Below are 22,306 nucleotides of genomic sequence, written 5' to 3'. Positions count from 1 at the left end.
ATGGCTGCCACCTCCTTCTGGGCCACCCCCGGCGGCTGGACGCTGATCACGGTCGGCCAGATCATGCTGGTGATCCTGCCGCTGCTGGTGGCTCTGGCCTTCTTCATGCTCGCCGACCGGAAGATCTGGGCGGGCGTGCAGATGCGCAAAGGCCCCAATGTGGTCGGCCCCTTCGGCCTGCTGCAGTCCTTCGCCGACCTGATGAAGTTCGTACTGAAGGAAATCGTTATTCCCGACGGCGCCGACAAGTTCGTCTTCCTGCTGGCGCCCCTGCTGACCTTTGCGCTCGCCCTGGTGGGCTGGGCGGTGATCCCCTTCGCGCCCGGCTGGGTCGTGGGGAACATCAATGTCGGCGTGCTCTACCTGTTCGCCATCTCGTCGCTCGGCGTCTACGGCATCATCATGGGCGGCTGGGCTTCGAACTCGAAGTATCCCTTCCTCGGTTCGCTGCGGTCAGCGGCCCAGATGGTCTCCTATGAAGTCTCGATCGGCTTCGTGATCATCACCGTGATCCTGCTGGCCGGCTCGATGAACCTGCAGACCATCGTGGAAAAGCAGGCCGGCGGCTTCTGGAACTGGAACGTCTTCGGCGGCGGGCTGAAGAACATCTGGATCGCCCCGGTCATGATCGGCATGAGCGTCGTGTTCTTCATCTCGGCGCTCGCCGAAACCAACCGCCCGCCCTTCGACCTGCCGGAAGCCGAGTCCGAACTCGTGGCCGGCTATCAGGTGGAATATTCCTCCTCGCCTTTCCTGCTGTTCATGATCGGCGAGCTGGTGAACATCGTCCTGATGTGCGCCCTGATCTCGCTGCTGTTTTTCGGCGGCTGGCAGGCGCCGGTCGATTTCGCCTTCGTCCACAGCTGGAGCCCGACCGCCCAGAGCTTCTACGGCCTGATGTGGTTCTCGCTGAAGATCTGCTTCTTCTTCTTCCTGATCGCCATGGTGAAGGCCATCGTGCCCCGCTATCGCTACGACCAGCTGATGCGCCTGGGCTGGAAGGTGTTCCTGCCGACCTCCGGGATCGCCGTGGTGCTGGTCGCCGCTTGGCGCGTGTTCGGCGGACACGCATGAGAACGATCCTCGCCATCTCCTCGGTCCTGGCCCTCGCGGCGTGCGCCAGCGCGCCCGGCGGCGAGTCCCTGGGCGGGGTGGCGACCTATGACGCCCTCAAGGCCGCGCGGTCCGACTGCGAGGCCAAGGGCGAAAAGCTGGTGCTGAAGACGGAAGGCGATCCCACGCGGATGGCCGCCTATGAGTGCAAGAGGACCTGAGCCGATGATGTCGCGCATCAATCAAGCGATCAAAGGCGCCGCCCTGGCGGACTTCGTCGGCGCGTTCGGCCTGGCGATGAAGTACATGGTCCGCCCCAAGGCGACCGTGCTCTATCCCTATGAGCGCGGCCCGCAGTCGCCGCGCTTCCGGGGCGAGCATGCCCTGCGCCGCTATCCCAACGGGGAAGAGCGCTGCATCGCCTGCAAGCTCTGCGAAGCCATCTGCCCGGCCCAGGCCATCACCATCGAGGCCGAACCGCGGGAGGACGGCAGCCGCCGGACGACCCGCTACGACATCGACATGGTCAAGTGCATCTATTGCGGCCTGTGCCAGGAGGCCTGCCCGGTGGACGCCATCGTCGAGGGGCCGAACACCGAGTTCGCCGTCGAGACGCGGGAAGAGCTCTATTACGACAAGGAACGCCTGCTCGATAACGGGGACCGTTGGGAGCGGGAAATCGCGAAGAATCTGGAACTCGACGCGGCCTACCGGTAAGACCGGCGCGCGATTCCTAGGGTGCTGAACAGCGTCGCATCGCCGGACCCTAAGGGGCCGGCTCGGCGCGAGAAGAGGGGCTGAGAAGAGCCGTCATGGCCTTGCAGGCGATCGCTTTCTATCTGCTGGCGACGGTCACCGTCGTGGCCGGGCTATGCGTGGTGTCATCCCGCAACCCGGTGCACTCGGTGCTGTTCCTGATCCTGGCCTTCTTCTCCGCCGCGGGGCTGTTCGTCCTGCTGGGCGCAGAGTTTTTGGCGATGCTGCTCGTCGTCGTCTATGTCGGCGCGGTGGCGGTGCTCTTCCTCTTCGTCGTCATGATGCTCGACGTCGACTTCGCGGCCTTGCGACAGGGCTTCGCCCAGTATGCGCCGCTGGGGGCGATTATCGGCGGCTTCCTGGCCTTCGAGATGATCCTGGTGTCGAGCGCGGTGGCCACTCACGGCGCGGCCAAGGCCAATGACGCGCCCCAGGCCGCGACGGCCGGGTTCAGCAATGTCGAGAGCATCGGCCGGGTGCTCTACACCGACTACATCTACTTCTTCCAGGCGGCGGGCCTGGTGCTGCTGGTGGCCATGATCGGCGCCATCGTGCTGACGCTCCGCCACAAGCCGGGGGTTCGCCGCCAGGTCATCGCCGACCAGGTCGCGCGCGGGCCCAAGACCGGCATGCGTATTGTCCAGATCAAGCCGGGCGAGGGGATTTCGGAATGAGCATCGGGCTCGCCCACTATCTCGCGGTCGCCGCGATCCTGTTCACCATCGGGGTGTTCGGGATCTTCGTGAACCGCAAGAACATCATCGTCATCCTGATGTCGATCGAGCTGATCCTGCTCGCCGTGAACATCAACCTCGTGGCCTTCTCGTCCTTCCTCCACGACGTGGTCGGGCAGATCTTCGCCATGTTCGTCCTGACCGTCGCCGCGGCCGAGGCCGCCGTCGGCCTGGCGATCCTCGTGACCTTCTTCCGTAACCGCGGCGACATCGCCGTGGACGACGCCTCGATGATGAAGGGCTGACGGGAACCCATGAACGCGCAGTCACTCGTCCCCGTCATCGTCTTCGGGCCCCTGCTGGGCGCGGCGGTCGCCGGCCTGTTCGGCCGCCGGCTCGGCGATACGGTCTCTCAAGCGATCACCACCGGCCTCCTGATGCTGTCCTGCGCCCTCTCGTGGGTGGTGTTCAGCCAGTGGACCTGGGGTGCTCGAGCCCTTCACCCTGACGCTCGCCCCCTTCATCCATGTGGGCGACTTCATCTCGAACTGGTCATCCGGATCGACGCGCTCTCGGCCACCATGCTGATCGTGGTGACCACGGTCTCGGCGCTCGTCCACCTCTACAGCTGGGGCTACATGGCGGAAGACCCGTCCAAGCCCCGGTTCTTCGCCTATCTGTCGCTGTTCACCTTCGCCATGCTGGCCCTGGTGACCGCCGCCGACTTCATGCAGCTGTTCTTCGGCTGGGAAGGGGTGGGCCTCGCCTCCTACCTGCTGATCGGCTTCTGGTTCCATAAGCCCAGCGCCAACGCCGCCTCGATCAAGGCCTTCGTGGTCAACCGGGTCGGCGACTTCGGCTTCGCGCTGGGGATCATGACGGTCTTCTGGCAGTTTCACACCATCCAGTTCGCCCCGCTGTTCCCGCAGATCGCAGGCATGGCCGGCAAGGGCTGGCTGTTCGCGGGCCACGTCTGGCCGGCCGTGGACCTCGCCTGCGCGCTGCTGTTCGTCGGCGCCATGGGCAAGTCGGCCCAGTTCTTCCTGCACACCTGGTTGCCGGACGCCATGGAGGGCCCGACCCCGGTCTCGGCCCTGATCCACGCGGCCACCATGGTGACCGCCGGCGTCTATATGGTCTGCCTGCTCTCGCCGATGTTCGAGTACGCACCCGTAGCCAAGCAGATCGTCACCCTGATCGGCGCGGTCACCGCCCTGTTCGCGGCGACCGTCGGCCTGGCTCAGAACGACATCAAGCGGGTCATCGCCTATTCGACCTGTTCGCAGCTCGGCTACATGTTCTTCGCCGCCGGCGTGGGCGCCTATCAGGCGGCCATGTTCCACCTCTTCACCCACGCCTTCTTCAAGGCGCTGCTGTTCCTGGGCGCGGGCTCGGTGATCCACGGCATGCACCACGAGCAGGACATGCGGAAGATGGGCGGCCTGTGGAAGTATCTGCCGGTGACCTATGCGGTCATGACCATCGGCACCCTGGCCATCACCGGCTTCGGCATTCCCGGGGTGGAACTCGGCTTCGCCGGCTTCTACTCCAAGGACACCATCATCGAGGCGGCCTTCGCGGCCGGCGCGAACATGGCGGCGTCGCCTATTTCGCCTTCGTGGTCGGCATCTTCGCCGCCGGCCTCACCGCCTTCTATTCCTGGCGCCTGGCCTTCATGACCTTCCACGGCCACGCCAAGTGGGGCCATGACGACGCGCATGACGCCCACGGCGCCCATGCCGACGCCCATGCGCACGGCGATCACGCCCATGGCGACGATCACGCCCATGACGACCATGGCCACGGTCATGCGCACACCCCGCACGAGAGCCCGCTGGTCATGCTGGTTCCGCTCATCGTGCTGGCGATCGGCGCGGTCTTCGCCGGTTTCGTCTTCGTCGAGAAGTTCGTCGGCGACGAGCGGACGGAGTTCTGGAAGGGCGCGATCTTCAACGCCTCGACCAACCACGTGCTGGAGCACGCCCACCATTCGCCGGAATGGCTGATGTGGGCGCCGCTGGTGGTGTCGATGCTGGGCCTCGCCGGCGCCTTCTATGTCTACATCATCAAGGAAGGCATGGGCGCGCGGATCGCCGCCAACAAGGGCGTGCTCTGGACCTTCCTCTACAACAAGTGGTTCTTCGACGAGCTGTATGAGGCGACCTTCGTGCGCCTGACCCGCTTCCTGGGCGATGTGTTCTGGAAGGTCGGCGACCAGAAGATCATCGACGGCCTTGGCCCGGACGGCGTCGCCGCCGTCTCCGCCGCCGTCGGCAAGCGGACCGGCCTGCTGCAGACCGGTCTCCTCTATCACTACGCGTTCGTCATGCTGCTCGGGGTTGCGGGTCTTCTGACCTTCGCCCTCGTGGCCTGGCAGGCTTAAGGGAGCGACCCGATGACCGGCATTCTCTCCCTCACCACCTTCTCGCCGCTCCTCGGCGTGGCGGCGATCCTGCTCCTGCGCCTGGCGGGCAAGCCCGACGACGCCAAGACGGTCAACGCGGCCAAGTGGATCGCGCTGTTCACGACGCTCGCCACGCTGGCGCTGTCGACCCTGCTGACGGTCCAGTTCGTGCCGTCCAACGCGGGCTTCCAGTTCGTGGAAGACGCCAACTGGTTCGCGGGCCTGCACTACCGCATGGGCGTGGACGGGATCTCGATCCTGTTCGTGCTCTTGACCGCGTTCCTGATGCCCTTCTGCATCGTGGCCTCGTGGAAATCGATCGAGACACGGGTCCTCGAATATCTGATCGCCTTCCTGATCCTCGAGACCCTGGTGATCGGCGTGTTCTGCGCGCTGGACCTGGTCCTGTTCTACGCCTTCTTCGAATTCGGCCTGGTGCCGATGTTCCTGATCATCGGCATCTGGGGCGGGAAGCGCCGGGTCTATGCGGCCTTCAAGTTCTTCCTCTACACCCTGCTGGGCTCGGTCCTGATGCTGGCCGCCATCCTGGCCATGATCGGGATTTCGCACACCAGCTCGATCCCCGAGCTGATGCACTACAAGTTCGCGCCCTGGATCCAGACCTGGCTGTGGCTGGCCTTCTTCGCCTCCTTCGCGGTGAAGATGCCGATGTGGCCGGTCCACACCTGGCTGCCTGACGCCCACGTCGAGGCGCCGACCGCCGGTTCGGTCATCCTGGCCGGGATCCTCTTGAAGATGGGCGGATACGGCTTCCTGCGCTTCTCCCTGCCGATGTTCCCGCAGGCGTCCGAGATGTTTGCGCCGCTGGTCTTCGCGCTCAGCGTGATCGCCATCGTCTACACCTCGCTGGTCGCCTTCCGTCAGACCGACATCAAGAAGCTGATCGCCTATTCCTCCGTCGCCCACATGGGCTTCGTGACCATGGGCATCTTCTCCGGCAACGCCGTCGGCGTGCAGGGGGCGATCTTCCAGATGCTGAGCCACGGGGTGATCTCCGGCGCGCTCTTCCTCTGCGTCGGCGTGGTCTATGACCGCATGCATACCCGCGAGATCGCCTTCTATGGCGGCCTGGTGAACCGCATGCCCTGGTACGCAGCGGTGTTCATGCTCTTCACCATGGGCAATGTCGGCCTGCCGGGCACCTCTGGCTTCGTCGGCGAGATCCTGACCATGACCGGCGCCTACAAGGCCTCGACCTGGACGGCCCTGGTCGCCGCCTCGGGCGTGATCTTCTCGGCGGTCTATGCCCTGTCGCTCTATCGGCGCGTGGTGTTCGGCGAGATGACCAATCCGGCCCTGGCCGCGATCACCGACCTGGATTGGCGGGAAGTGGCGATCTTCACGCCCCTGATCCTCTCCACCCTCTATCTGGGCGTCCATCCGGGCGCGATCTTCGACCTGACCCAGGCTTCGGTCGACAGCCTCGTCGCGGTTTACCGCGCGGCGATCGGCGCCTAGGGGACGAAAGCGACATGACCTTCTCCGCTGATCTCGCCCTGGCCGTCCCTGAGCTGATCCTCGCCGGATCGGCCCTGTTCCTGCTGGTCGCCGGCGCCTTCGCGCCCAAGCGCACCCTTGTGGTCGGCACAGGCGCCGTCCTGGCTCTGGCCGCCGCCGCGGCCGCCGCCGCCGTCAGCCCGGTGGGCAAGGCGTTCGGCGGGGGCCTGGTCTCCGACGCCGCCTCGAGCTTCGCCCAGGTGGCCATCTACGCGGCCAGCGCCGTCTCCATCCTGCTGGGCCAGCGCTGGTTCGCCCGTCGCGGCGTCGACAATTTCGAGTTCCCGGTGCTGATCCTGCTGGCCGCTCTGGGCATGGGCATGATGGTCGGCGCGGCCGATCTCATCTCGCTCTATGTCGGGGTCGAGCTGCAGTCGCTGGCGCTCTACGTGCTCGCGGCCATGCACCGCGACAACGCCAAGGCCTCGGAAGCCGGCCTGAAGTACTTCGTGCTGGGCGCCCTGTCCTCGGGCCTGCTGCTCTATGGCGCCTCGCTGATCTACGGCTTCGCGGGCTCCACCAAGTTCGCCGACATCGCGACCGCCGTGCATGGCGGCGCGGGCACGGGTGTGCTGTTCGGCCTGGTGTTCCTGATCTGCGGCCTGGCCTTCAAGATCTCGGCGGCCCCGTTCCACATGTGGACCCCGGACGTCTATGAGGGCGCGCCCACCCCGGTCGTCGGCTTCTTCGCCGGCGCGCCCAAGCTGGCCGCCATGCTGCTGTTCGCCCGTATCCTGACCGAGGGCTTCGGCGGCGCCGCCGGCCAATGGCGCCAGGTGCTGGTGATCATGGCGCTCTTGTCCATCGCGGTCGGCGCCTTCGGCGGCCTGGCCCAGAAAAACCTCAAGCGCCTGTGGGCCTATTCCTCGATCGCCAATGTCGGCTACGCCGTGCTCGGCCTCGCCGCCGGCAACGCCGAGGGCGTCCAGGCCATGCTGGTGTTCATGGTGCTCTACATGGTCGACGTGACCGGCTTCTTCGCCTGCCTCTCGGCGCTCAGCCGCGACGGCAAGTCGATGGAGTCCATCGACGACATGGCCGGCCTGTTCCGCGAACGTCCCGGCATTGCGCTCGCCATGACCGCGTTCTCGCTGTCGGCGCTCGGCCTGCCGCCGTTCTCCGGCTTCTGGGCCAAGTTCTATGTGTTCAAGGCCGCCATCAATACGCCGGACGTGGCGATCCAGGGCGCGGCCATCGCCGGCCTGGTCGGCTCGGTCGTCGCCGCCTTCTACTATCTGCGCCTGATCAAGGTGATGTGGTTCGACACCGCCGTCGGCAAAACCGACGCCACCCCGATGGAAGCCAAGACCATCGCCATCTCGGCGGCGCTCTTCACCTTCCCCGTCGTGCTGGTCGCCCTGGTGTTCATCGATCCGCTCGCCAAGGCGGCGGCCGCGGCCTTCGGCCTCGCCTAGGTGCAGATCCCGGCCATAGAGGCCTATGACGAGATCGACTCCACCAACGCCGAGGCGCGCCGCCGCGCCGAGGCGGGGGAGGGCGGCCCGGTCTGGATCACCGCGCTCACCCAGACCGCCGGCCGTGGCCGGCGGGGGCGGGCCTGGGACACAAAGACCGGCAATCTCGCCGCGACCCTGCTGTTCTTGACCGAGATGAGCCCGGGCGACGCCGCCCAGGTCTCGTTCATCGCCGCGCTCGCGGTCGCCGACCTCGCGCAGGCCTGCTTGGGCCCGGACCTGGCCCGGCTGAAATGGCCCAACGACCTGATGATCCATGGTCGCAAGGCCTCGGGCATCCTAGTGGAATCCGGTCAGCGCCCGGACGGCAAGCTGTGGGTGGCCGTCGGCATCGGGGTCAATCTGGCCCACGCCCCCACCGACGTGGAGCGCCCGGCGACCTCATTCGCCGACTACATGTCTGCGCCCCCGCCCAAGCCCCGCGACGCCCTGGAAATCCTGGCCCGCAGCTTCGAGAGCTGGAAACAGATCTGGGAGCGCGAGGGCTTCGCCCCCATCGCCAAGGCCTGGACCGCGCGGGCCCATGGCCTGGGCGAGCCCTGCGTCGCGCGTCTGCCCAACCAGACCCACCGGGGCATTGCCGAGGGGCTCGATCTCGACGGGGCGCTCAGGCTGCGGCTGGACGACGGGGCGGTTCTGCGGATAACCGCCGGCGACGTGTTTTTCGGGGAAGGCTGACATGCTGCTCGCCATCGAACAGGGCAACACCAACACCCTCTTCGCCGTCCATGACGGCGAGACCTGGATCGCCCAGTGGCGCGCCGCCACGGACTCCAGCCGCACGGCCGACGAATACGCCGTGTGGCTGTTCCAGCTGCTGGCCATGGCCAATCTGAAGTTCGAGGTGCTCGACGCCTGCATCATCTCCAGCGTCGTGCCGCAGTCGATCTTCAACCTGCGCAACCTGGCGCGGCGCTATCTGCACGTGGAGCCCCTGGTGATCGGCGAGAACGCGAGCTCGGCATCCCGGTCCGCATCGACAAGCCGTCGGAAGCCGGCGCCGACCGCCTGGTCAACGCCATCGGCGCCCATGTGGTCTATCCCGGCGCCCTGATCGTCATCGACAGCGGCACGGCCACCACCTTCGACGTCATCGCCGCCGACGGCGGGTTCGAGGGCGGGGTGATCGCGCCCGGCATCAACCTGTCCATGGAGGCCCTGCACGCGGCCGCCGCCAAGCTTCCCAGGGTGGCGATCCAGAAGCCGCAACGGGTTCTGGGCAAGGATACGGTAGGCGCCATGCAATCTGGCGTGTTTTGGGGGTATATAGCCCTCATCGAAGGGCTGATCGCCCGTCTCAAGGCGGAGTGGGATGGCCCCATGACCGTCGTCGCCACCGGCGGGGTGGCCTCGCTGTTCCACGGCGCGACCCTGGCGATCGATCACTTCGACCCCGATCTTACTATTCGCGGTCTGCTGGAAATCCAGCGGCGCAACCAAATCAAGGCGTAATGGCGAAATCCAAACAAGACGACGAACTCGTGTTCCTGCCGCTCGGCGGCTCGAACGAGATCGGCATGAACTTCAACCTGTACGGCTTCGGTCCGCCGCATGCGCGCAAATGGATCGTGGTCGACCTCGGGGTGACCTTCGGCGATCAGACCACGCCCGGCGTGGAGATCATCCTGCCGGACCCGGAATTCATCGAGGCGCACGCCCATGACATCCTGGGCATCGTGCTGACCCACGCCCACGAGGACCATATCGGGGCCGTGGCCTGGCTGTGGCCGCGCCTGCGCGCGCCGCTCTACGCCACGCCTTTCACCGCCTTCCTGCTACGCGAGAAGCTCAGGGAAAAGGACCTGCTCGAAGAGGCCGAGATCACCGAGGTGCCGCTCAGCGGTCGCTTCTCGATCGGCCCCTTCGATCTGGAGCTGATCACGCTCACCCACTCGATCCCCGAGCCCAACGGCGTGGCGATCCGCACGCCCTTGGGCACGATCCTGCACACCGGCGACTGGAAGATCGATCCTGATCCGGTCCTGGGCGGCGTCACCGACATCGCCGCCATCGAACGCCTCGGCGACGAGGGCGTGCTGGCCATGGTCTGCGATTCCACCAATGTCTTCGTCGACGGCGAGGCGGGATCGGAAGCCGACGTGCGCACGGCGCTGGGCGGCCTGATCGGCGGGCTGACGGGCAAGGTGGCGGTGGCCTGCTTCGCCTCCAACGTGGCGCGCATGCACTCGGTCATCAAGGCGGCGGAAGCCGCGGGCCGCAAGGTCTGCCTGGTCGGCCGCTCCATGATCCGCATGGCCGCGGCGGCCCGCTCGGTCGGCCTGTTCGACGATGTCGGCGAGTTCGTCACCGAGTCCCAGGCCAACCAGTTCCCCGAGAACAAGATCCTCTATCTGTGCACCGGCAGCCAGGGCGAGCCCCGCGCCGCCCTGTCGCGGATCGCCGACGGCACCCACCCGCATGTGAAGCTGGGGGCAGGGGGCGCCTGCGTGTTCTCCTCCCGGGTCATTCCCGGCAACGAGGTGCCGATCCGCAACCTGCAGAACCGCCTCGCCGACCGCGGCGTGCGGCTCTACACGGAACGCGACCATCCGGGCATCCACGTCTCCGGCCACCCGTGCCGCGATGAGCTGGCCCGCATGTACCGCTGGGCCCGTCCCGAGATCGCCGTGCCGACCCATGGCGAGCGTCGCCATCTGCTTGAGCACGCCGCCTTCGCCAAGGACCTGCAGGTTCCCCAGACCATCGCCCCGCGCAACGGCGACATGGTCCGCCTGGCCCCCGGTCGGGCCGAGATCATCGACGAGGTGCCCGCCGGCCGGCTCTATGTCGACGCCGGCGTGGTGACGCCCGAGAACGGCGACGCCCTGCGCGAGCGCCGTCACGCGGCGTTCAATGGCATTCTCACCGTCGCCGTCGTGCTGGATGGCCGCGGCAAGATCGTCTCCGGACCCCAGGTTCGCGCCATCGGCCTGCCGGCCGACGACGACTATCCGATGGACGAGGTGCTGGATGATCTGGCGGGCGAGGCCGAGAACGGGCTCAAGCGCCTGTCCGGCGACGACCGCGAGCTTGACGACGTGATCGAGCAGACCCTGTCGCGGGTGGTCAAGAAGGCCAGCCAGCGCATCTGGGGCCGCCGCCCGGTCGTCGAGACCACGGTGCTGCGGGTCTAGTCTTCAGCCCCCTGGCGTTCCGCTGCGGCAGATCGCCTAGGGCTTTGGCCTCCACCGCCCATAGGGAGTATAGAGGCGTCATGATCGGCAAACTGAACCATGTCGGGGTCGCGACCCCCTCCATCGACGAGTCGGTGAAGCTCTATCGCGACGTCCTGGGCGCCACCTCGATCGGCGAGAAGTTTTCCATGCCCGAGCAGGGCGTCTGGGTCTGTTTTGTCAATCTGCCCAACAGCCAGATCGAGCTGATCGAGCCCTATGGAGAGGCCTCGCCGATCCACGGCTTCCTGGCTAAGAACCCGGCCGGCGGCCAGCATCACATCTGCTTCGAGGTCGCCGACATCATCGCCGCCCGCGACGACATGCGCGCCAAGGGCGCGACCGTGCTCGGGACCGGCGAGCCGCGCATCGGCGCGCACGGAACCCCGGTGATCTTCGTCCATCCCAAGAACATGGGCGGCGTGCTGGTCGAACTGATGGAAACGCCTAAGGACCCCCACTGATGAGCATCTTCACCGCGCTTGCGATCTACATGACCATCTGGTGGACGGTGCTCTTCGCCGTCCTGCCCCTGGGCGTGACCAGCCACGCCGAGGCGGGAATCGATCTCGGAGATGGCGGCGATCCGGGCGCGCCGGTGGAGCCCAAGCTCAAGAAGAAGTTCATCACCACCACCTGGATCTCGGCGATCCTGTTCGCCGCCCTGTGGCTGACGATCACCTTCCACCTCGTGAGCCTGCCGGCTCTGCCCCATAACTGGGGCTAGGCGGGCGGTTTCGCCGCATATTTGCGCGGGCGCGGCACGACCCGCCCAAAGATTGAGCGCGGCGCGCAAACCGGTTCCCGCAACGGAATAAGGGGCGGCGGACAGGGCGTAACTCAAGTTACATCTCGTCATCACGGCTGGCCCAGTTGGCCCGCCCGTGGCGTTTTTCCCCGACGACCTGAAGGCCGCCCACCTCCCTGGGCGGCCTTCTTTTCATGCGCTCTCCCGAAGGTCGTCCGCGCGCGGGTCGGCCTTCTTTTGGTGCGCTTTCATTGCCAAGAGCGAGGGGCTGCGGCTATCACGGGTCGCCTAGAAGACGTCGTCAGGATCCGCATGCGCCTTCCGCTCTTCCCGCACCCGCACCCAGGTCTCCTCTTCGGTCGCGAGGCCTAGACGGGTGAGCGAAGCTGAGAGCCTGACCGGCCGCGCGCCGCCCTTCGGTCTGTGGGAGCGATCCGTCGCCGCCCGCTACCTCCGCGCCAAGCGCAGCGAGGGCGGGGTCGCCCTGATCTCGCTGATCTCCTTCATCGGCATCATGCTGGCCGTGGCGGTGCTGATCATCGTCATGAGCGTCATGAACGGCTTCCGCTCCGAGCTGCTCAGCCGGATCCTGGGCTTCAACGGCCACGTCTATGTCACCGGCGGGGTGATGATGACCCCGGCGCGCGAGCCGATGATCGCCCGGCTCAAGGCCATTCCCGGCGTCACCCAGGCGGCTCCGATCATCGAGGCCCAGGCCATGGCGCTCGGACAAGGCCAGATCAGCGGCGCCATCGTGCGCGGCATCACCCCGCACGACCTGCGCGACACCAAGATCGTCTCCGGCAACATGGTGCGCGGCTCGCTGGAAGGCTTCGGCGACGGCGACTTCGGCGGCGACCTGATCGTGGTCGGCGACAAGCTCGCCCAGAACCTCGGCGTCCAGCCCGGCGACGCGCTCACCCTGATCTCGCCCACCGGCGGGGCCACGGCCTTCGGCGCGACGCCGCAGCGTAAGACCTACACCATCGCCGGCACCTTCAGCGTCGGCATGAGCGAGTACGACCAGACCTTCATCTACATGCCGCTCAGCCAGGCCCAGCTGTTCTTCGGCCGCGACACGGCCGTCGACTTCGTGGAGATGAAGCTCAAGGACCCGGACGAGGCCATGGCCCTGAAGTCCGAGGTCGCGCGCATCGCCGGCCCCACCGCCGTCGTCACCGACTGGACCCAGAAGAACGCCTCCTACTGGGGCGCCCTGCAGGTCGAGCGCAGCGTCATGCGGCTGATCCTGATGATGCTGGTCGCCATCGCCGCCATGAACATCATCTCCGGCCTGGTCATGCTGGTGAAGAACAAGAGCCGCGACATCGCCATCCTGCGCACCATGGGGGCGGGGCAGGGCTCCATCCTGCGGATTTTCTTCATGGCCGGCGCGTCTGTCGGCCTCCTGGGCACCATCGCCGGCCTCGCCATCGGCATCCTGTTCTGCACCTTCATCGGCCCGATCCAACAGTTCGTGGAATGGGCGACCGGGACCCAGGTGTTCAATTCCGACGTCTATTTCCTGACCCGCGTGCCGGCCAAGATCGATTGGCAGGAGGTCGCGGGCATCACCGGCTGGTCGCTCGCCATGGCCTTCGTGGCGACCCTGCCGCCGGCCTGGCGCGCCTCGCGCCTCGATCCGGTCGAGGCCCTTCGCTATGAGTGATCTGGTCCTCGCCATCCGCGGCCTCGAGCGGGCCTATGTCTCCGGCGACCGCACCCTTCAGGTGCTGAACGGCGCCGACCTCGACGTGGCGCGCGGCGAGATCGTCGGCCTGATCGGGCCGTCCGGCTCGGGCAAGTCCTCCCTGCTGCACGCCGCCGGCCTCTTGGAGCGGCCCACCGCCGGTCAGATCTTCATCGAGGGCCGCGACTGCTCGGCGCTTAGCGATCGGGTCCGCACCCGCATCCGCCTGTCGACCATCGGCTTCGTCTATCAGGCCCACCACCTGCTGCCGGAGTTCTCCGCGCTCGACAACGTCGCTCTGCCGCAGATGATCGCCGGGCGCAGCCGCAAGGCCGCCCGCGCCCGCGCCGAGGAGCTGCTGTCCCGCCTGGGCCTGGCCGAGCGCATCCATCACCAGCCGGCCCAGATGTCCGGCGGCGAACAGCAACGGGTCGCCGTCGCCCGCGCCCTGGCCAACAAGCCGCGCCTGCTGCTGGCCGACGAGCCGACCGGCAACCTCGATCCCACCACCTCGGCGGCGGTGTTCGAGAACCTCTATGAGCTGGCCCGCAGCGAGGGCGTCGCCGCCCTGGTCGCCACCCACAATCTCGAACTGGCCCGCCACATGGACCGCGTCCTGGCGCTGAAGGGCGGCAAGCTGGAAACCCAGACAGTTTTCTAGGACAGCAGCTTCGCCATGAAGTCCGAGTGCAGGCTCCAGCCCAGGAAGCCGGCCAGGCCCATGATGATCCCGCCGGCCCCGAACACCCACGCGCCATAGAGGGCGCCGGCCACCTCGACCAGGGCGGCGACGGCGGCCATCGACACCGCGATGGAGATCAGGGCGTCTGAGGCGTCGAACTGATCGTCGTGGACATTCAGGGCGTTGTACTGGTCTTCGAAGCCCTTGGCCTGGTCGCGCAGTTGCGGGATTTCGGCCTTGTACTTGGCGATCTCGGCCTTCAGCCGGGCGATCTCCGGGGCCGAGGCCTGGGCCGCCTTGCCGCCGCCGATCAGGCTCAGCGCCTCGATCTGGGCCAGAGCCGTCTCGTCGATATGCTGCTTGGTCTTGGTGGCCTGGTACTCGCCCCAGCGATCCACCGCCGAGGACTGGGCCTGCTGCATAGCCTGGACGATGTTGCCGTCCTTCACTTGCGACAGGCCCATGAAGATCGACAGCACCACCACGGTGATGGCGACCATCCGGTTGAAGCGCTTGTCCTTCGCTTCGGTCGAGATCTCGACTTCCATCTTCAAGCTCCGCTTTGGGCCCGCCCTACGAAGCGATCGTGGCGACCTTGGGGCGGCCTCAGGCGGGGATGCGGACCGGCAGGTTCAGATAGCCCTTCACGAAGGGGGAGGGCACCCGTTCCGGCGGCGCCATGATCTCGACCACCGGGAAGCGCTTCAGGATCTCCTCCCAGACGATCCGCAGCTGCAGCTCGGCCAGGCGGTTGCCCACGCAGCGGTGGATGCCGAAGCCGAAGGACATGTGTTGGCGGGGGCGCTCCCGGTCGATGATGTAGGCGTTGGGGTTCTCGATCACCTCTTCGTCCCGGTTGCCCGAGACGTACCACATGACCACCTTGTCGCCCTTCTTGATGGTCTGGCCATGCAGCTCGAAGTCCTCCAGCGCGGTGCGGCGCATGTGGGCGAGCGGGGTCTGCCAGCGGATGGTCTCGGAGACCATGGACGGGATCAGCTCGGGGTTCGCCCGCAGCTTGGCGTACTGGTCCGGGTTCTCGTTCAGGGCGACGATGGAGCCGGTGATGGTGTTGCGGGTGGTGTCGTTGCCGCCGACGATCAGCAGAATCAGGTTCCCCAGATATTCCTCGGGGCTCATGTTCCGGGTCGCCTCGCCATGGGCCAGCATCGAGATCAGGTCGCCCTTGGGCGGGGCGTTGATCCGCTCATTCCACAGCTCGGTGAAGGCGCCCAGGCACTCCATCAGGATGGTCAGCTTTTCCGCCTCTGTCTCGACCATCATGCCGGGACCGGGGATCGTCGTGGCGATGTCCGACCAGTAGGTCAGCTTGCGGCGCTGCTCGAACGGGAAGTCGAACAGGGTGGCCAGCATCTGGGTGGTCAGCTCGATGGAGACCCGGTCGACCCAGTCGAAGGTCTCGCCGCGGGGCAGCTCGTCCAGGATCTTGGCGGCCCGCTCGCGGATCAGGGGCTCGAGCAGCTGCAGATTGGCCGGCGAGACCACGGGGCTGACCGTCTTGCGTTGCACGTCGTGCTTGGGCGGGTCCATGGCGATGAACATCGGCAGGCGCAGCTCCTCGCCCTGGTCGAGGATGGTGATCCCGCCGAGCGCCGCCTCCGAAGAGAACACCTGGTGATTGGTGTCGATCGCCATGATGTCGTTGAACCGGGTGATCGACCAATAAGGGCCGAACAGACTGTTGGCGCAGTAGTGCACCGGCGCTTCGCGCCGCAGCCGCTCGAACAGCGGCCAATGGCTGTTGTTCAGCCACAGCTCGGGGTGGCTGACATCGATCTGATCGAGGGGAATGGTGCTGGCGTAATCGCGCGCGGACTGGGGAACGGAACCGTCGGCCATAGTCGTGCCTCCCTGGCGCCTGCTCTGCGGCAGGTGTGAGCCGAGACCCTAGGCCGAGCGGCGCCGCAAGAGGATAGCCGACCGCGCCTGTTTCATGGCATTTTGCGCCAGATGACCGCGAGCCCCGCCCTCGACCGTCTGCCCATGTCGCCCGGATACTTCCGGCTGATCCTGCGCAGCTTCGGCGATACGGCCGACCGGCGCGCCGCGATCCTCGACGGCACCGGGGTCACCGAGGAGATGGTGCGCGATCCCCGCGCCGACATCAGCCTGTTCCAGCAGGCCCGCCAGGTGGAGAACGTCAGCGCCTTGGTGGGGGAGGGCTGGGCGGTCCTGGCGCCCGAGCTGTGGACGCCCTCCGCCCATGGCCCGCTGGGCGTGGCGGCCCTGGCCGCGCCGGACCTCGCCGCCATGGTCCAGGTGCTGGTCGCCTTCGCCCATGTCCGGGCCCCGTTCTATGAACTCACCCTGAGGCGCGAGGCCGAGGCGATCCGGCTCGACTATGACCTCACCGTCCCGCTGGATGAGCGGCGCTGGCGGCCGATGATCGAGATCGCCTTCATCGGCACCCGCGCCCTGTTCGCCGCAGTCCTGGGCAAGCCGCCGGAGGGCATGGCCTTCACCTTCGCCTGCGCCGAGCCGGCCCATGCCGAGGATGTCCGACGCGCCCTGGGCGGGGCGGCGACCTATGGGGCGGCGCGCAACGCCGTGCGCCTGCCCAAGGCCTGGCTGTCCCTGGAATCCCCGTTCGCCGATCCCACCCTCTACGCCGCCGCCCTGCATGAGCTCCAGGTCGCCCGCCAGAAGGTCACGGCGCCCGCGGGGCTGCGTGGCCGGGTGGAGCGCCTGCTGGCGAGCCTGCCGTCCGGAAGGTTGGGCGCGGATGCGGTGGCGAGGCTGCTGGGCGTGTCGCGCCGCACCCTGGTGCGCCGGCTGGCCGAGGGCGGGGTCGGCTATCGCCAGCTGCTGGACGCCGAGCTGCGCCGCCGCGCCGAGCGCCTGCTGAGCGGGGGCGCTATGACCCACGCCCAGATCGCCGAGGCCCTGGGCTACACCGATCCCACCAGCTTCAGCCGCGCCTGCCGCCGCTGGTTCCGCGGCTGAACCGACCGCTGCGGCGTTCTGTCCACATTGTTCTCAACACCCCCTTGTCATGAGAACAAAACCAGAATAGGAACATACGCAGAACATACACAACGGGGGTACGGAACATGGTTCGTCTGGCGCGGGAATCGCTGGCCTTTATGTCGGTCGCGGGCTTTGTCTGGATGATGTGCCAGGTGGCCCAGCTGGCCGCCTGAGCGGCGGGAATTTTGGAGGCGGTCGGTGAGCGAGACGCAGAGCGAGGGTTTCGTCCATCTGCGGGTCCGATCGGCCTATTCGTTGCTGGAAGGCGCGATCAAGGCCGACAAGTTGGGGGCTCTGGCCGCCAAGTACGACATGCCCGCCGTGGCCCTGACCGACCGGGCCAATCTGTTCGGCGCCCTGGAGTTCTCGGTCAGCAACAAGGAGGCGGGGGTCCAGCCGATCGTGGGCGTGGCCCTGCCGGTCACCGGCATCGGCGGCGCGCCGCCCGAGCGCTACGCCAAGACGCCGACCATCGTGCTGCTGGCCCAGACCGAGCGGGGTTATCTGAACCTCTCGGTGCTGTCGTCCCTGGCCTTTCTTGAGGCCGAGGCGACCGAGGAGCCGTCGGTCCCCTGGACCAAGGTGGTCGAGCACAATGAGGGCCTGATCCTCTTGTCCGGCGCCTCGGACGGTCCGGTCGATCCGCTGTTCGTCGCCGGCAAGACGGTCGAGGGCAATGCGGCCCTGGCGGCCATGGCCGAGGCCTTCGGGGACCGGTTCTATATCGAGCTGCAGCGCCACGGCCTGCCGACCGAGGCGGTGGCCGAGCCCGAGCTGGTGGCCTTCGCCTATGAGCACGACGTGCCCCTGGTCGCCACCAACGACGTCTATTTCGCCGCCAAGGAGATGTACGCCGCCCACGAGGCGCTGCTGTGCATCGCCGACGGCGCCTATATCAGCCAGGAGGAGCGCCGACGGGTCACGCCGGAGCACTGGTTCAAGCCGGCCGCCGAGATGCGCGCCCTGTTCGCCGACCTTCCCGAGGCCTGCGACAACACCCTCGACATCGCCCGGCGCTGCGCCTTCATGGTCAAGAAGCGCGACCCCATCCTGCCGCGCTTCCCCACCGAGGGCGGCCGCTCGGAAGCCGACGAACTGGCGCACCAGGCCCGCGAGGGTCTGAAGGCGCGGATGGCGCGGGGCCAGGCCAATACGGCGCCGGTCGCCGACTATGAGGCCAGGCTGGAACGGGAGATCGGGGTCATCACCCAGATGGGCTTCCCCGGCTACTTCCTGATCGTGTCGGACTTCATCAAGTGGGCCAAGGCGCACGGCATTCCGGTCGGACCGGGCCGGGGCTCCGGGGCCGGTTCGCTCGTCGCCTATTCGCTGACCATCACTGACCTCGATCCCCTTCGCTACGGCCTGCTGTTCGAGCGGTTCCTGAACCCTGAGCGGGTCTCCATGCCCGACTTCGACATCGACTTCTGCCAGGAGCGGCGGGAAGAGGTGATCTCCTACGTGCAGCAGCGCTATGGCCGCGATCGCGTGGCCCAGATCATCACCTTCGGCACCCTTCAGGCCCGCGCCGTGCTGCGCGACGTCGGCCGGGTGCTGCAGATGCCGTTGGGCCAGGTCGACCGCCTGGCCAAGATGGTCCCGGCCAATCCCGCCAATCCGGTGACCCTGTCCAAGGCCATCGAGATCGAGCCGCGCCTGCGCGAGCAGCGCGATTCCGACGAGGCCGTGGCCCGGCTGCTCGACACCTCCCTGCAGCTGGAGGGGCTCTATCGCAACGCCTCGACCCACGCCGCCGGGGTGGTGATCAGCGACCGCCCGCTCACCGAGCTGACCCCGCTCTATCGCGATCCGCGCTCCGAGCTGCCCGCCACCCAGTTCAACATGAAGTGGGTGGAAAGCGCCGGCCTGGTGAAGTTCGACTTCCTGGGCCTAAAGACCCTGACGGTCATCGACCGCGCCCTGAAGCTGCTCGACAAGCGCGGGGCCGGCGTCGACATGGCCGCGGTGCCGCTCGACGACCCCAAGACCTATGAGCTGATGAGCAACGCCCAGACGGTCGGGGTCTTCCAGCTGGAAGGCCAGGGCATGCGCGACACCCTGCGCCAGCTGCGCCCCGGTTCGATCGAGGACGTCACCGCCGTCGGCGCCCTCTATCGCCCGGGCCCGATGGACAACATCCCGGCCTTCATCGACTGCAAGTTCGGGCGCAAGCCCATCGACACCCTGCACCCGACCCTGGCCCCGGTGCTGAACGAGACCTACGGCATCATCGTCTATCAGGAACAGGTGATGCAGATCGCCCAGATCCTGGCGGGCTACAGCCTGGGCGAAGCCGACCTGCTGCGCCGGGCCATGGGCAAGAAGAAGAAGGAGGAGATGGAGCAGCAGCGCGCGCGCTTCATCTCCGGCGCCGAGGCCAAGGGGGTTCCGGCCGCCCAGTCCGGGGCGATCTTCGACCTGGTGGACAAGTTCGCGGGCTATGGCTTCAACAAGAGCCACGCGGCCGCCTATGCCGTGGTCAGCTACCAGACCGCCTGGCTCAAGGCCAATGCGCCGGTTGAGTTCTTCGCCGCCTCGATGAGCCTGGATATCGCCAACACCGACAAGCTGTCGGTGTTCTACCAGGACGCCAAGCGCTTCGGGGTGAAGATCCGCGCCCCGGACGTGAACCGTTCCGGCGCCGATTTCGATGTGGAGGAGGGCGAGGTCCTCTACGCCCTGGGCGGCATCCGCAACGTCGGCTTGCAGGCCATGGAGCATGTGGTCGAGGTCCGCCGCGAGGGCGGGGCCTTCCGCGACATCTTCGATTTCGTGGAGAGGGTCGATCCGCGCCAGGTGAACAAGCGGGCCTTCGAGACCCTGGCCCGGGCCGGCGCCTTCGATTCCATCCACCCCAATCGCGCCCAGCTGGTGGCCGCCGCCGACATGCTGGTCAGCTACGGCCAGACCGTGGCCAGCGGCCGGGCCTCCGACCAGATGGGCCTGTTCGCCGGGACCAGCCACGACAACGAGGCCCTGCGCAAGAAGATGCCGCGCACCGAGGCCTGGACGCCGACCGAGCGGCTGGACGAGGAGCTGGCGGCGGTCGGCTTCTATCTCTCGGGCCACCCCCTGGACGACATGGTCGAGGCCCTGCGCCGCAAGCGCACCGACCTCCTGGCCGACGTGATCCCCAAGGCCGAGGCCGGCGCCGAGGCGTTCCGCATGGCGGGCGTCGTGCGCCGCAAGCAGGAGCGGGCGTCACAGTCCAGCGGCGAGAAGTTCGCCTTCGTCACCTTCTCCGACCCGACCGGGGAATATGAGGTGCTGTTCCCGCCCGAGGCCCTGCGCAAGTGCCGCGACCTGCTGGAACCCGGCAAGGCCGTGGCGCTCAAGGTCCGGGCCAAGGCCCGCGACGGGGAGGTGCGCTTCTTCGGCGACGACTGCGAGCCGGTCGACAAGGCCGTCGCCAATGCGGTGGCGGGACTGAGGGTCCACCTCGCCCCGCGAAGCGCCGAGATCGATGCGCTCAAGCGCCGTCTTGAAGGGGTCAGTAACACCCGCGGCGGGGAGATCATCCTGGTCTCGGCGGTCGAGGGCGGCCGCGAGGTCGAGATGAAGCTGCCCGGCCGCTTCACCCTGGACGGCGCCGTCCGCGGCGCGCTCAAGACCGCCCCCGGCGTGGTGTTCGTCGAGGACCTCTGACCACCCCGCTCATCCCGCGAAGGCGGGGATCCAAGCTGAATCGAAGGCCATCCCTGATTGTGGGGCGGTCAACGGCCGCTTCGATCCCCGCCTGCGCGGGGACGAGCGGTGGGTGTGGCCCCTAGAACGTGCTCTTCGTCTTCGGGTGATAGAGGTCGATATAGCCCTTGGGCTTGGCCGGTTTCGGATCGGGGTTGAGCCCGCCGCGCGGCGAATAGACACTCGAGCCCTTGAACGGCTTGAAGGCGGGCGGCGAGGCCATCGACCCGATCGGCTTGGGCGGTTCCGGCGCCGCGAGCGGGCGGGCGTAGCTCGCGAAGGACGAACTGGAATAGCTGCTCTGGCCGGCATGGGCCGGGGCGGCGAGGGCGGCGGCCAGGGCGGCCAGGCTCAATATCGCTGTGGTCTTCATGGGCTTCTCCTGACACCTATGAGTGTGTCAGGCTCCCGCAGGGGCTGCAAGCCCGTGGCGACGCTTGCTTTTCGCCGGCGAAACCCCTAAATCCGCGCCCATTCCACACGTAGGCGTTTGGTTGCGTTCGGGGAGACATCCCGACGTATCCACTCCGGTCCTCCATCAGGAGGGTTTGCCTGCGGAGGTTAACCGGAAAAAGGACGAGCAAGCCTATGGCGCTTCCCGACTTCTCTATGCGTCAGCTCCTGGAAGCTGGCGCCCACTTCGGCCACCAGACCCACCGCTGGAACCCGAAGATGGACCGCTACATCTTCGGTAGCCGCTCCAACATCCACATCATCGACCTGTCGCAGTCGATCCCGCTCCTGCACCAGGCCCTGGTGAAGGTGCGCGAGGTCGCCGCTTCGGGCGGCCGCGTGCTGTTCGTCGGCACCAAGCGCCAGGCCTCCGAGCCGGTCGCCATCGCCGCCAAGCGCTGCGCCCAGTACTATGTGAACCACCGTTGGCTGGGCGGCACGCTTACCAACTGGCGCACCGTTTCGGGCTCGATCGCCCGTCTGCGCGAGCTGGAAGGCGTCATCGAGAGCGACACCAGCCGCACCAAGAAGGAACTGCTGCAGCTGACCCGCGAGCGCGACAAGCTGGAACTGTCCCTGGGCGGGATCAAGGACATGGGCGGCATCCCCGACCTGATGTTCGTGATCGACACCAACAAGGAAGCCATCGCCATCCAGGAAGCCAAGAAGCTCGGCATCCCGGTGATCGCCATCCTCGACACCAACTGCGATCCGGACGGCATCACCTATCCGATCCCGGGCAATGACGACGCCGCGCGCGCCATCCAGCTCTATTGCGACTTGATGGCCGATTCCGTCCTCGACGGCCTGGCCGCCGGCCAATCTGCCTCGGGCGTCGACCTCGGCGCCTCGGTGGCTCCGATCGAGCCGACCCTGGCCCGTGAACTGACCCCGGCCCCGGCGGCGGAAGCCGCCCCGGCCGAAGTCCTGCCGGAAGCGACCATGGAATCGGCGCCTGCGCCGGTGGCCGAGGCCGCGAGCGAGTAACACCGGGCCTGCGCCATCACG

The 22,306-nt window shown here is 67.2% G+C and carries 22 protein-coding genes and 1 pseudogene; 20 read left to right on the top strand and 3 right to left on the bottom strand.

Translation table 11 applies throughout. The annotated features are described in order from the left end of the window. The 16 genes and pseudogenes from nuoH (at nt 1) to MQH10_RS19670 (ending at nt 14,152) form a co-directional block, all read left to right on the top strand. A complete protein-coding gene (nuoH, locus tag MQH10_RS19745) occupies nt 1–1,074 on the top strand; it encodes an NADH-quinone oxidoreductase subunit NuoH (RefSeq protein WP_242565702.1) in 1,074 nt (357 codons plus the stop codon). Continuing rightward, nucleotides 1,071–1,274: a hypothetical protein gene (locus MQH10_RS19740; RefSeq protein WP_242565701.1), complete on the top strand. Its 204-nt coding sequence runs from the start codon at nt 1,071–1,073 to the stop codon at nt 1,272–1,274. Before nuoH ends, MQH10_RS19740 begins: the two co-directional genes overlap by 4 nt. 4 nt (nt 1,275–1,278) lie before the next feature. Further along, nucleotides 1,279–1,770 carry an NADH-quinone oxidoreductase subunit NuoI gene (nuoI, locus tag MQH10_RS19735; RefSeq protein WP_242565700.1) on the top strand — a complete coding sequence of 164 codons (492 nt, stop codon included), beginning with the start codon at nt 1,279–1,281 and terminating at the stop codon, nt 1,768–1,770. A 95-nt stretch (nt 1,771–1,865) separates the two neighbouring features. Further along, nucleotides 1,866–2,483: an NADH-quinone oxidoreductase subunit J gene (locus MQH10_RS19730; protein WP_242565699.1), complete on the top strand. Its 618-nt coding sequence runs from the start codon at nt 1,866–1,868 to the stop codon at nt 2,481–2,483. Further along, on the top strand, nt 2,480–2,788 hold the full coding sequence (gene nuoK / locus MQH10_RS19725) for an NADH-quinone oxidoreductase subunit NuoK (RefSeq protein ID WP_242565698.1): 309 nt from the start codon (nt 2,480–2,482) through the stop codon (nt 2,786–2,788). The genes MQH10_RS19730 and nuoK overlap by 4 nt, the downstream gene beginning before the upstream one ends. 9 nt (nt 2,789–2,797) lie before the next feature. Further along, nucleotides 2,798–4,162, top strand: a complete 1,365-nt coding sequence (gene nuoL, locus MQH10_RS19720; protein WP_242565697.1) for an NADH-quinone oxidoreductase subunit L — start codon at nt 2,798–2,800, stop codon at nt 4,160–4,162. Then, nucleotides 4,102–4,866: a proton-conducting transporter membrane subunit gene (locus MQH10_RS19715; RefSeq protein ID WP_242565696.1), complete on the top strand. Its 765-nt coding sequence runs from the start codon at nt 4,102–4,104 to the stop codon at nt 4,864–4,866. The genes nuoL and MQH10_RS19715 overlap by 61 nt, the downstream gene beginning before the upstream one ends. 12 nt (nt 4,867–4,878) lie before the next feature. Next, nucleotides 4,879–6,366, top strand: a complete 1,488-nt coding sequence (locus tag MQH10_RS19710) for an NADH-quinone oxidoreductase subunit M (RefSeq protein ID WP_242565695.1) — start codon at nt 4,879–4,881, stop codon at nt 6,364–6,366. 14 nt (nt 6,367–6,380) lie between these two features. Then, complete coding sequence (nuoN, locus tag MQH10_RS19705) at nt 6,381–7,820, top strand: NADH-quinone oxidoreductase subunit NuoN (RefSeq protein ID WP_242565694.1); 1,440 nt, start codon at nt 6,381–6,383, stop codon at nt 7,818–7,820. After that, nucleotides 7,821–8,558 (top strand): biotin--[acetyl-CoA-carboxylase] ligase, encoded by a 738-nt coding sequence (locus tag MQH10_RS19700; RefSeq protein ID WP_242565693.1) that lies wholly within the window; start codon nt 7,821–7,823, stop codon nt 8,556–8,558. 1 nt (nt 8,559) lies between these two features. Then, a pseudogene (locus tag MQH10_RS19695) lies at nt 8,560–9,332 on the top strand (type III pantothenate kinase). Continuing rightward, the gene (locus tag MQH10_RS19690; protein ID WP_242565692.1) at nt 9,332–11,014 is read left to right on the top strand and encodes a ribonuclease J; all 1,683 of its coding nucleotides are present in this window, start codon (nt 9,332–9,334) and stop codon (nt 11,012–11,014) included. The pseudogene MQH10_RS19695 and the gene MQH10_RS19690 overlap by 1 nt, the downstream one beginning before the upstream one ends. An 80-nt stretch (nt 11,015–11,094) precedes the next feature. After that, nucleotides 11,095–11,517, top strand: a complete 423-nt coding sequence (gene mce, locus MQH10_RS19685) for a methylmalonyl-CoA epimerase (protein ID WP_242565691.1) — start codon at nt 11,095–11,097, stop codon at nt 11,515–11,517. After that, nucleotides 11,517–11,780, top strand: coding sequence for a DUF1467 family protein (locus tag MQH10_RS19680; RefSeq protein ID WP_242565690.1), 264 nt, complete (start codon nt 11,517–11,519; stop codon nt 11,778–11,780). Before mce ends, MQH10_RS19680 begins: the two co-directional genes overlap by 1 nt. A 397-nt stretch (nt 11,781–12,177) precedes the next feature. Continuing rightward, a complete protein-coding gene (locus MQH10_RS19675) occupies nt 12,178–13,470 on the top strand; it encodes a lipoprotein-releasing ABC transporter permease subunit (RefSeq protein WP_242565689.1) in 1,293 nt (430 codons plus the stop codon). After that, the gene (locus tag MQH10_RS19670; RefSeq protein ID WP_242565688.1) at nt 13,463–14,152 is read left to right on the top strand and encodes an ABC transporter ATP-binding protein; all 690 of its coding nucleotides are present in this window, start codon (nt 13,463–13,465) and stop codon (nt 14,150–14,152) included. Before MQH10_RS19675 ends, MQH10_RS19670 begins: the two co-directional genes overlap by 8 nt. On the opposite strand, the gene MQH10_RS19665 is transcribed toward MQH10_RS19670, so the two are convergent. Together MQH10_RS19665 and MQH10_RS19660 are read right to left on the bottom strand one after the other, a co-directional pair. Then, nucleotides 14,149–14,721, bottom strand: coding sequence for a DUF4337 domain-containing protein (locus MQH10_RS19665; protein ID WP_242565687.1), 573 nt, complete (start codon nt 14,719–14,721; stop codon nt 14,149–14,151). The two genes, MQH10_RS19670 and MQH10_RS19665, sit on opposite strands and share 4 nt — an antisense overlap. A 58-nt stretch (nt 14,722–14,779) precedes the next feature. Further along, nucleotides 14,780–16,033, bottom strand: coding sequence for a cytochrome P450 (locus tag MQH10_RS19660; RefSeq protein WP_242565686.1), 1,254 nt, complete (start codon nt 16,031–16,033; stop codon nt 14,780–14,782). Between the two features lie 111 nt (nt 16,034–16,144). On the opposite strand from MQH10_RS19660, the gene MQH10_RS19655 reads away from it, so the two are divergent. The 3 genes from MQH10_RS19655 (at nt 16,145) to dnaE (ending at nt 20,806) form a co-directional block, all read left to right on the top strand. Then, on the top strand, nt 16,145–17,137 hold the full coding sequence (locus tag MQH10_RS19655; RefSeq protein ID WP_242565685.1) for a helix-turn-helix transcriptional regulator: 993 nt from the start codon (nt 16,145–16,147) through the stop codon (nt 17,135–17,137). Between the two features lie 107 nt (nt 17,138–17,244). Continuing rightward, on the top strand, nt 17,245–17,334 hold the full coding sequence (gene sidA, locus MQH10_RS19650) for a cell division inhibitor SidA (RefSeq protein ID WP_242565684.1): 90 nt from the start codon (nt 17,245–17,247) through the stop codon (nt 17,332–17,334). Between the two features lie 25 nt (nt 17,335–17,359). Continuing rightward, on the top strand, nt 17,360–20,806 hold the full coding sequence (gene dnaE / locus MQH10_RS19645; protein ID WP_242565683.1) for a DNA polymerase III subunit alpha: 3,447 nt from the start codon (nt 17,360–17,362) through the stop codon (nt 20,804–20,806). 121 nt (nt 20,807–20,927) lie between these two features. Here dnaE and MQH10_RS19640 read toward each other — a convergent pair whose 3' ends face one another. Beyond that, nucleotides 20,928–21,218: a hypothetical protein gene (locus tag MQH10_RS19640; protein ID WP_242565682.1), complete on the bottom strand. Its 291-nt coding sequence runs from the start codon at nt 21,216–21,218 to the stop codon at nt 20,928–20,930. 215 nt (nt 21,219–21,433) lie between these two features. Here MQH10_RS19640 and rpsB point away from each other — a divergent pair, with 215 nt between their 5' ends. Beyond that, nucleotides 21,434–22,285, top strand: a complete 852-nt coding sequence (gene rpsB / locus MQH10_RS19635) for a 30S ribosomal protein S2 (RefSeq protein ID WP_242565681.1) — start codon at nt 21,434–21,436, stop codon at nt 22,283–22,285. Nucleotides 22,286–22,306 lie beyond the last annotated feature (21 nt).

Origin of the sequence: Phenylobacterium aquaticum (assembly GCF_022695515.1) — a bacterium.
GTDB classification, from domain to species: Bacteria; Pseudomonadota; Alphaproteobacteria; order Caulobacterales; family Caulobacteraceae; genus Phenylobacterium; species Phenylobacterium aquaticum.
This window is presented reverse-complemented; position numbering and strand designations above follow the sequence as displayed.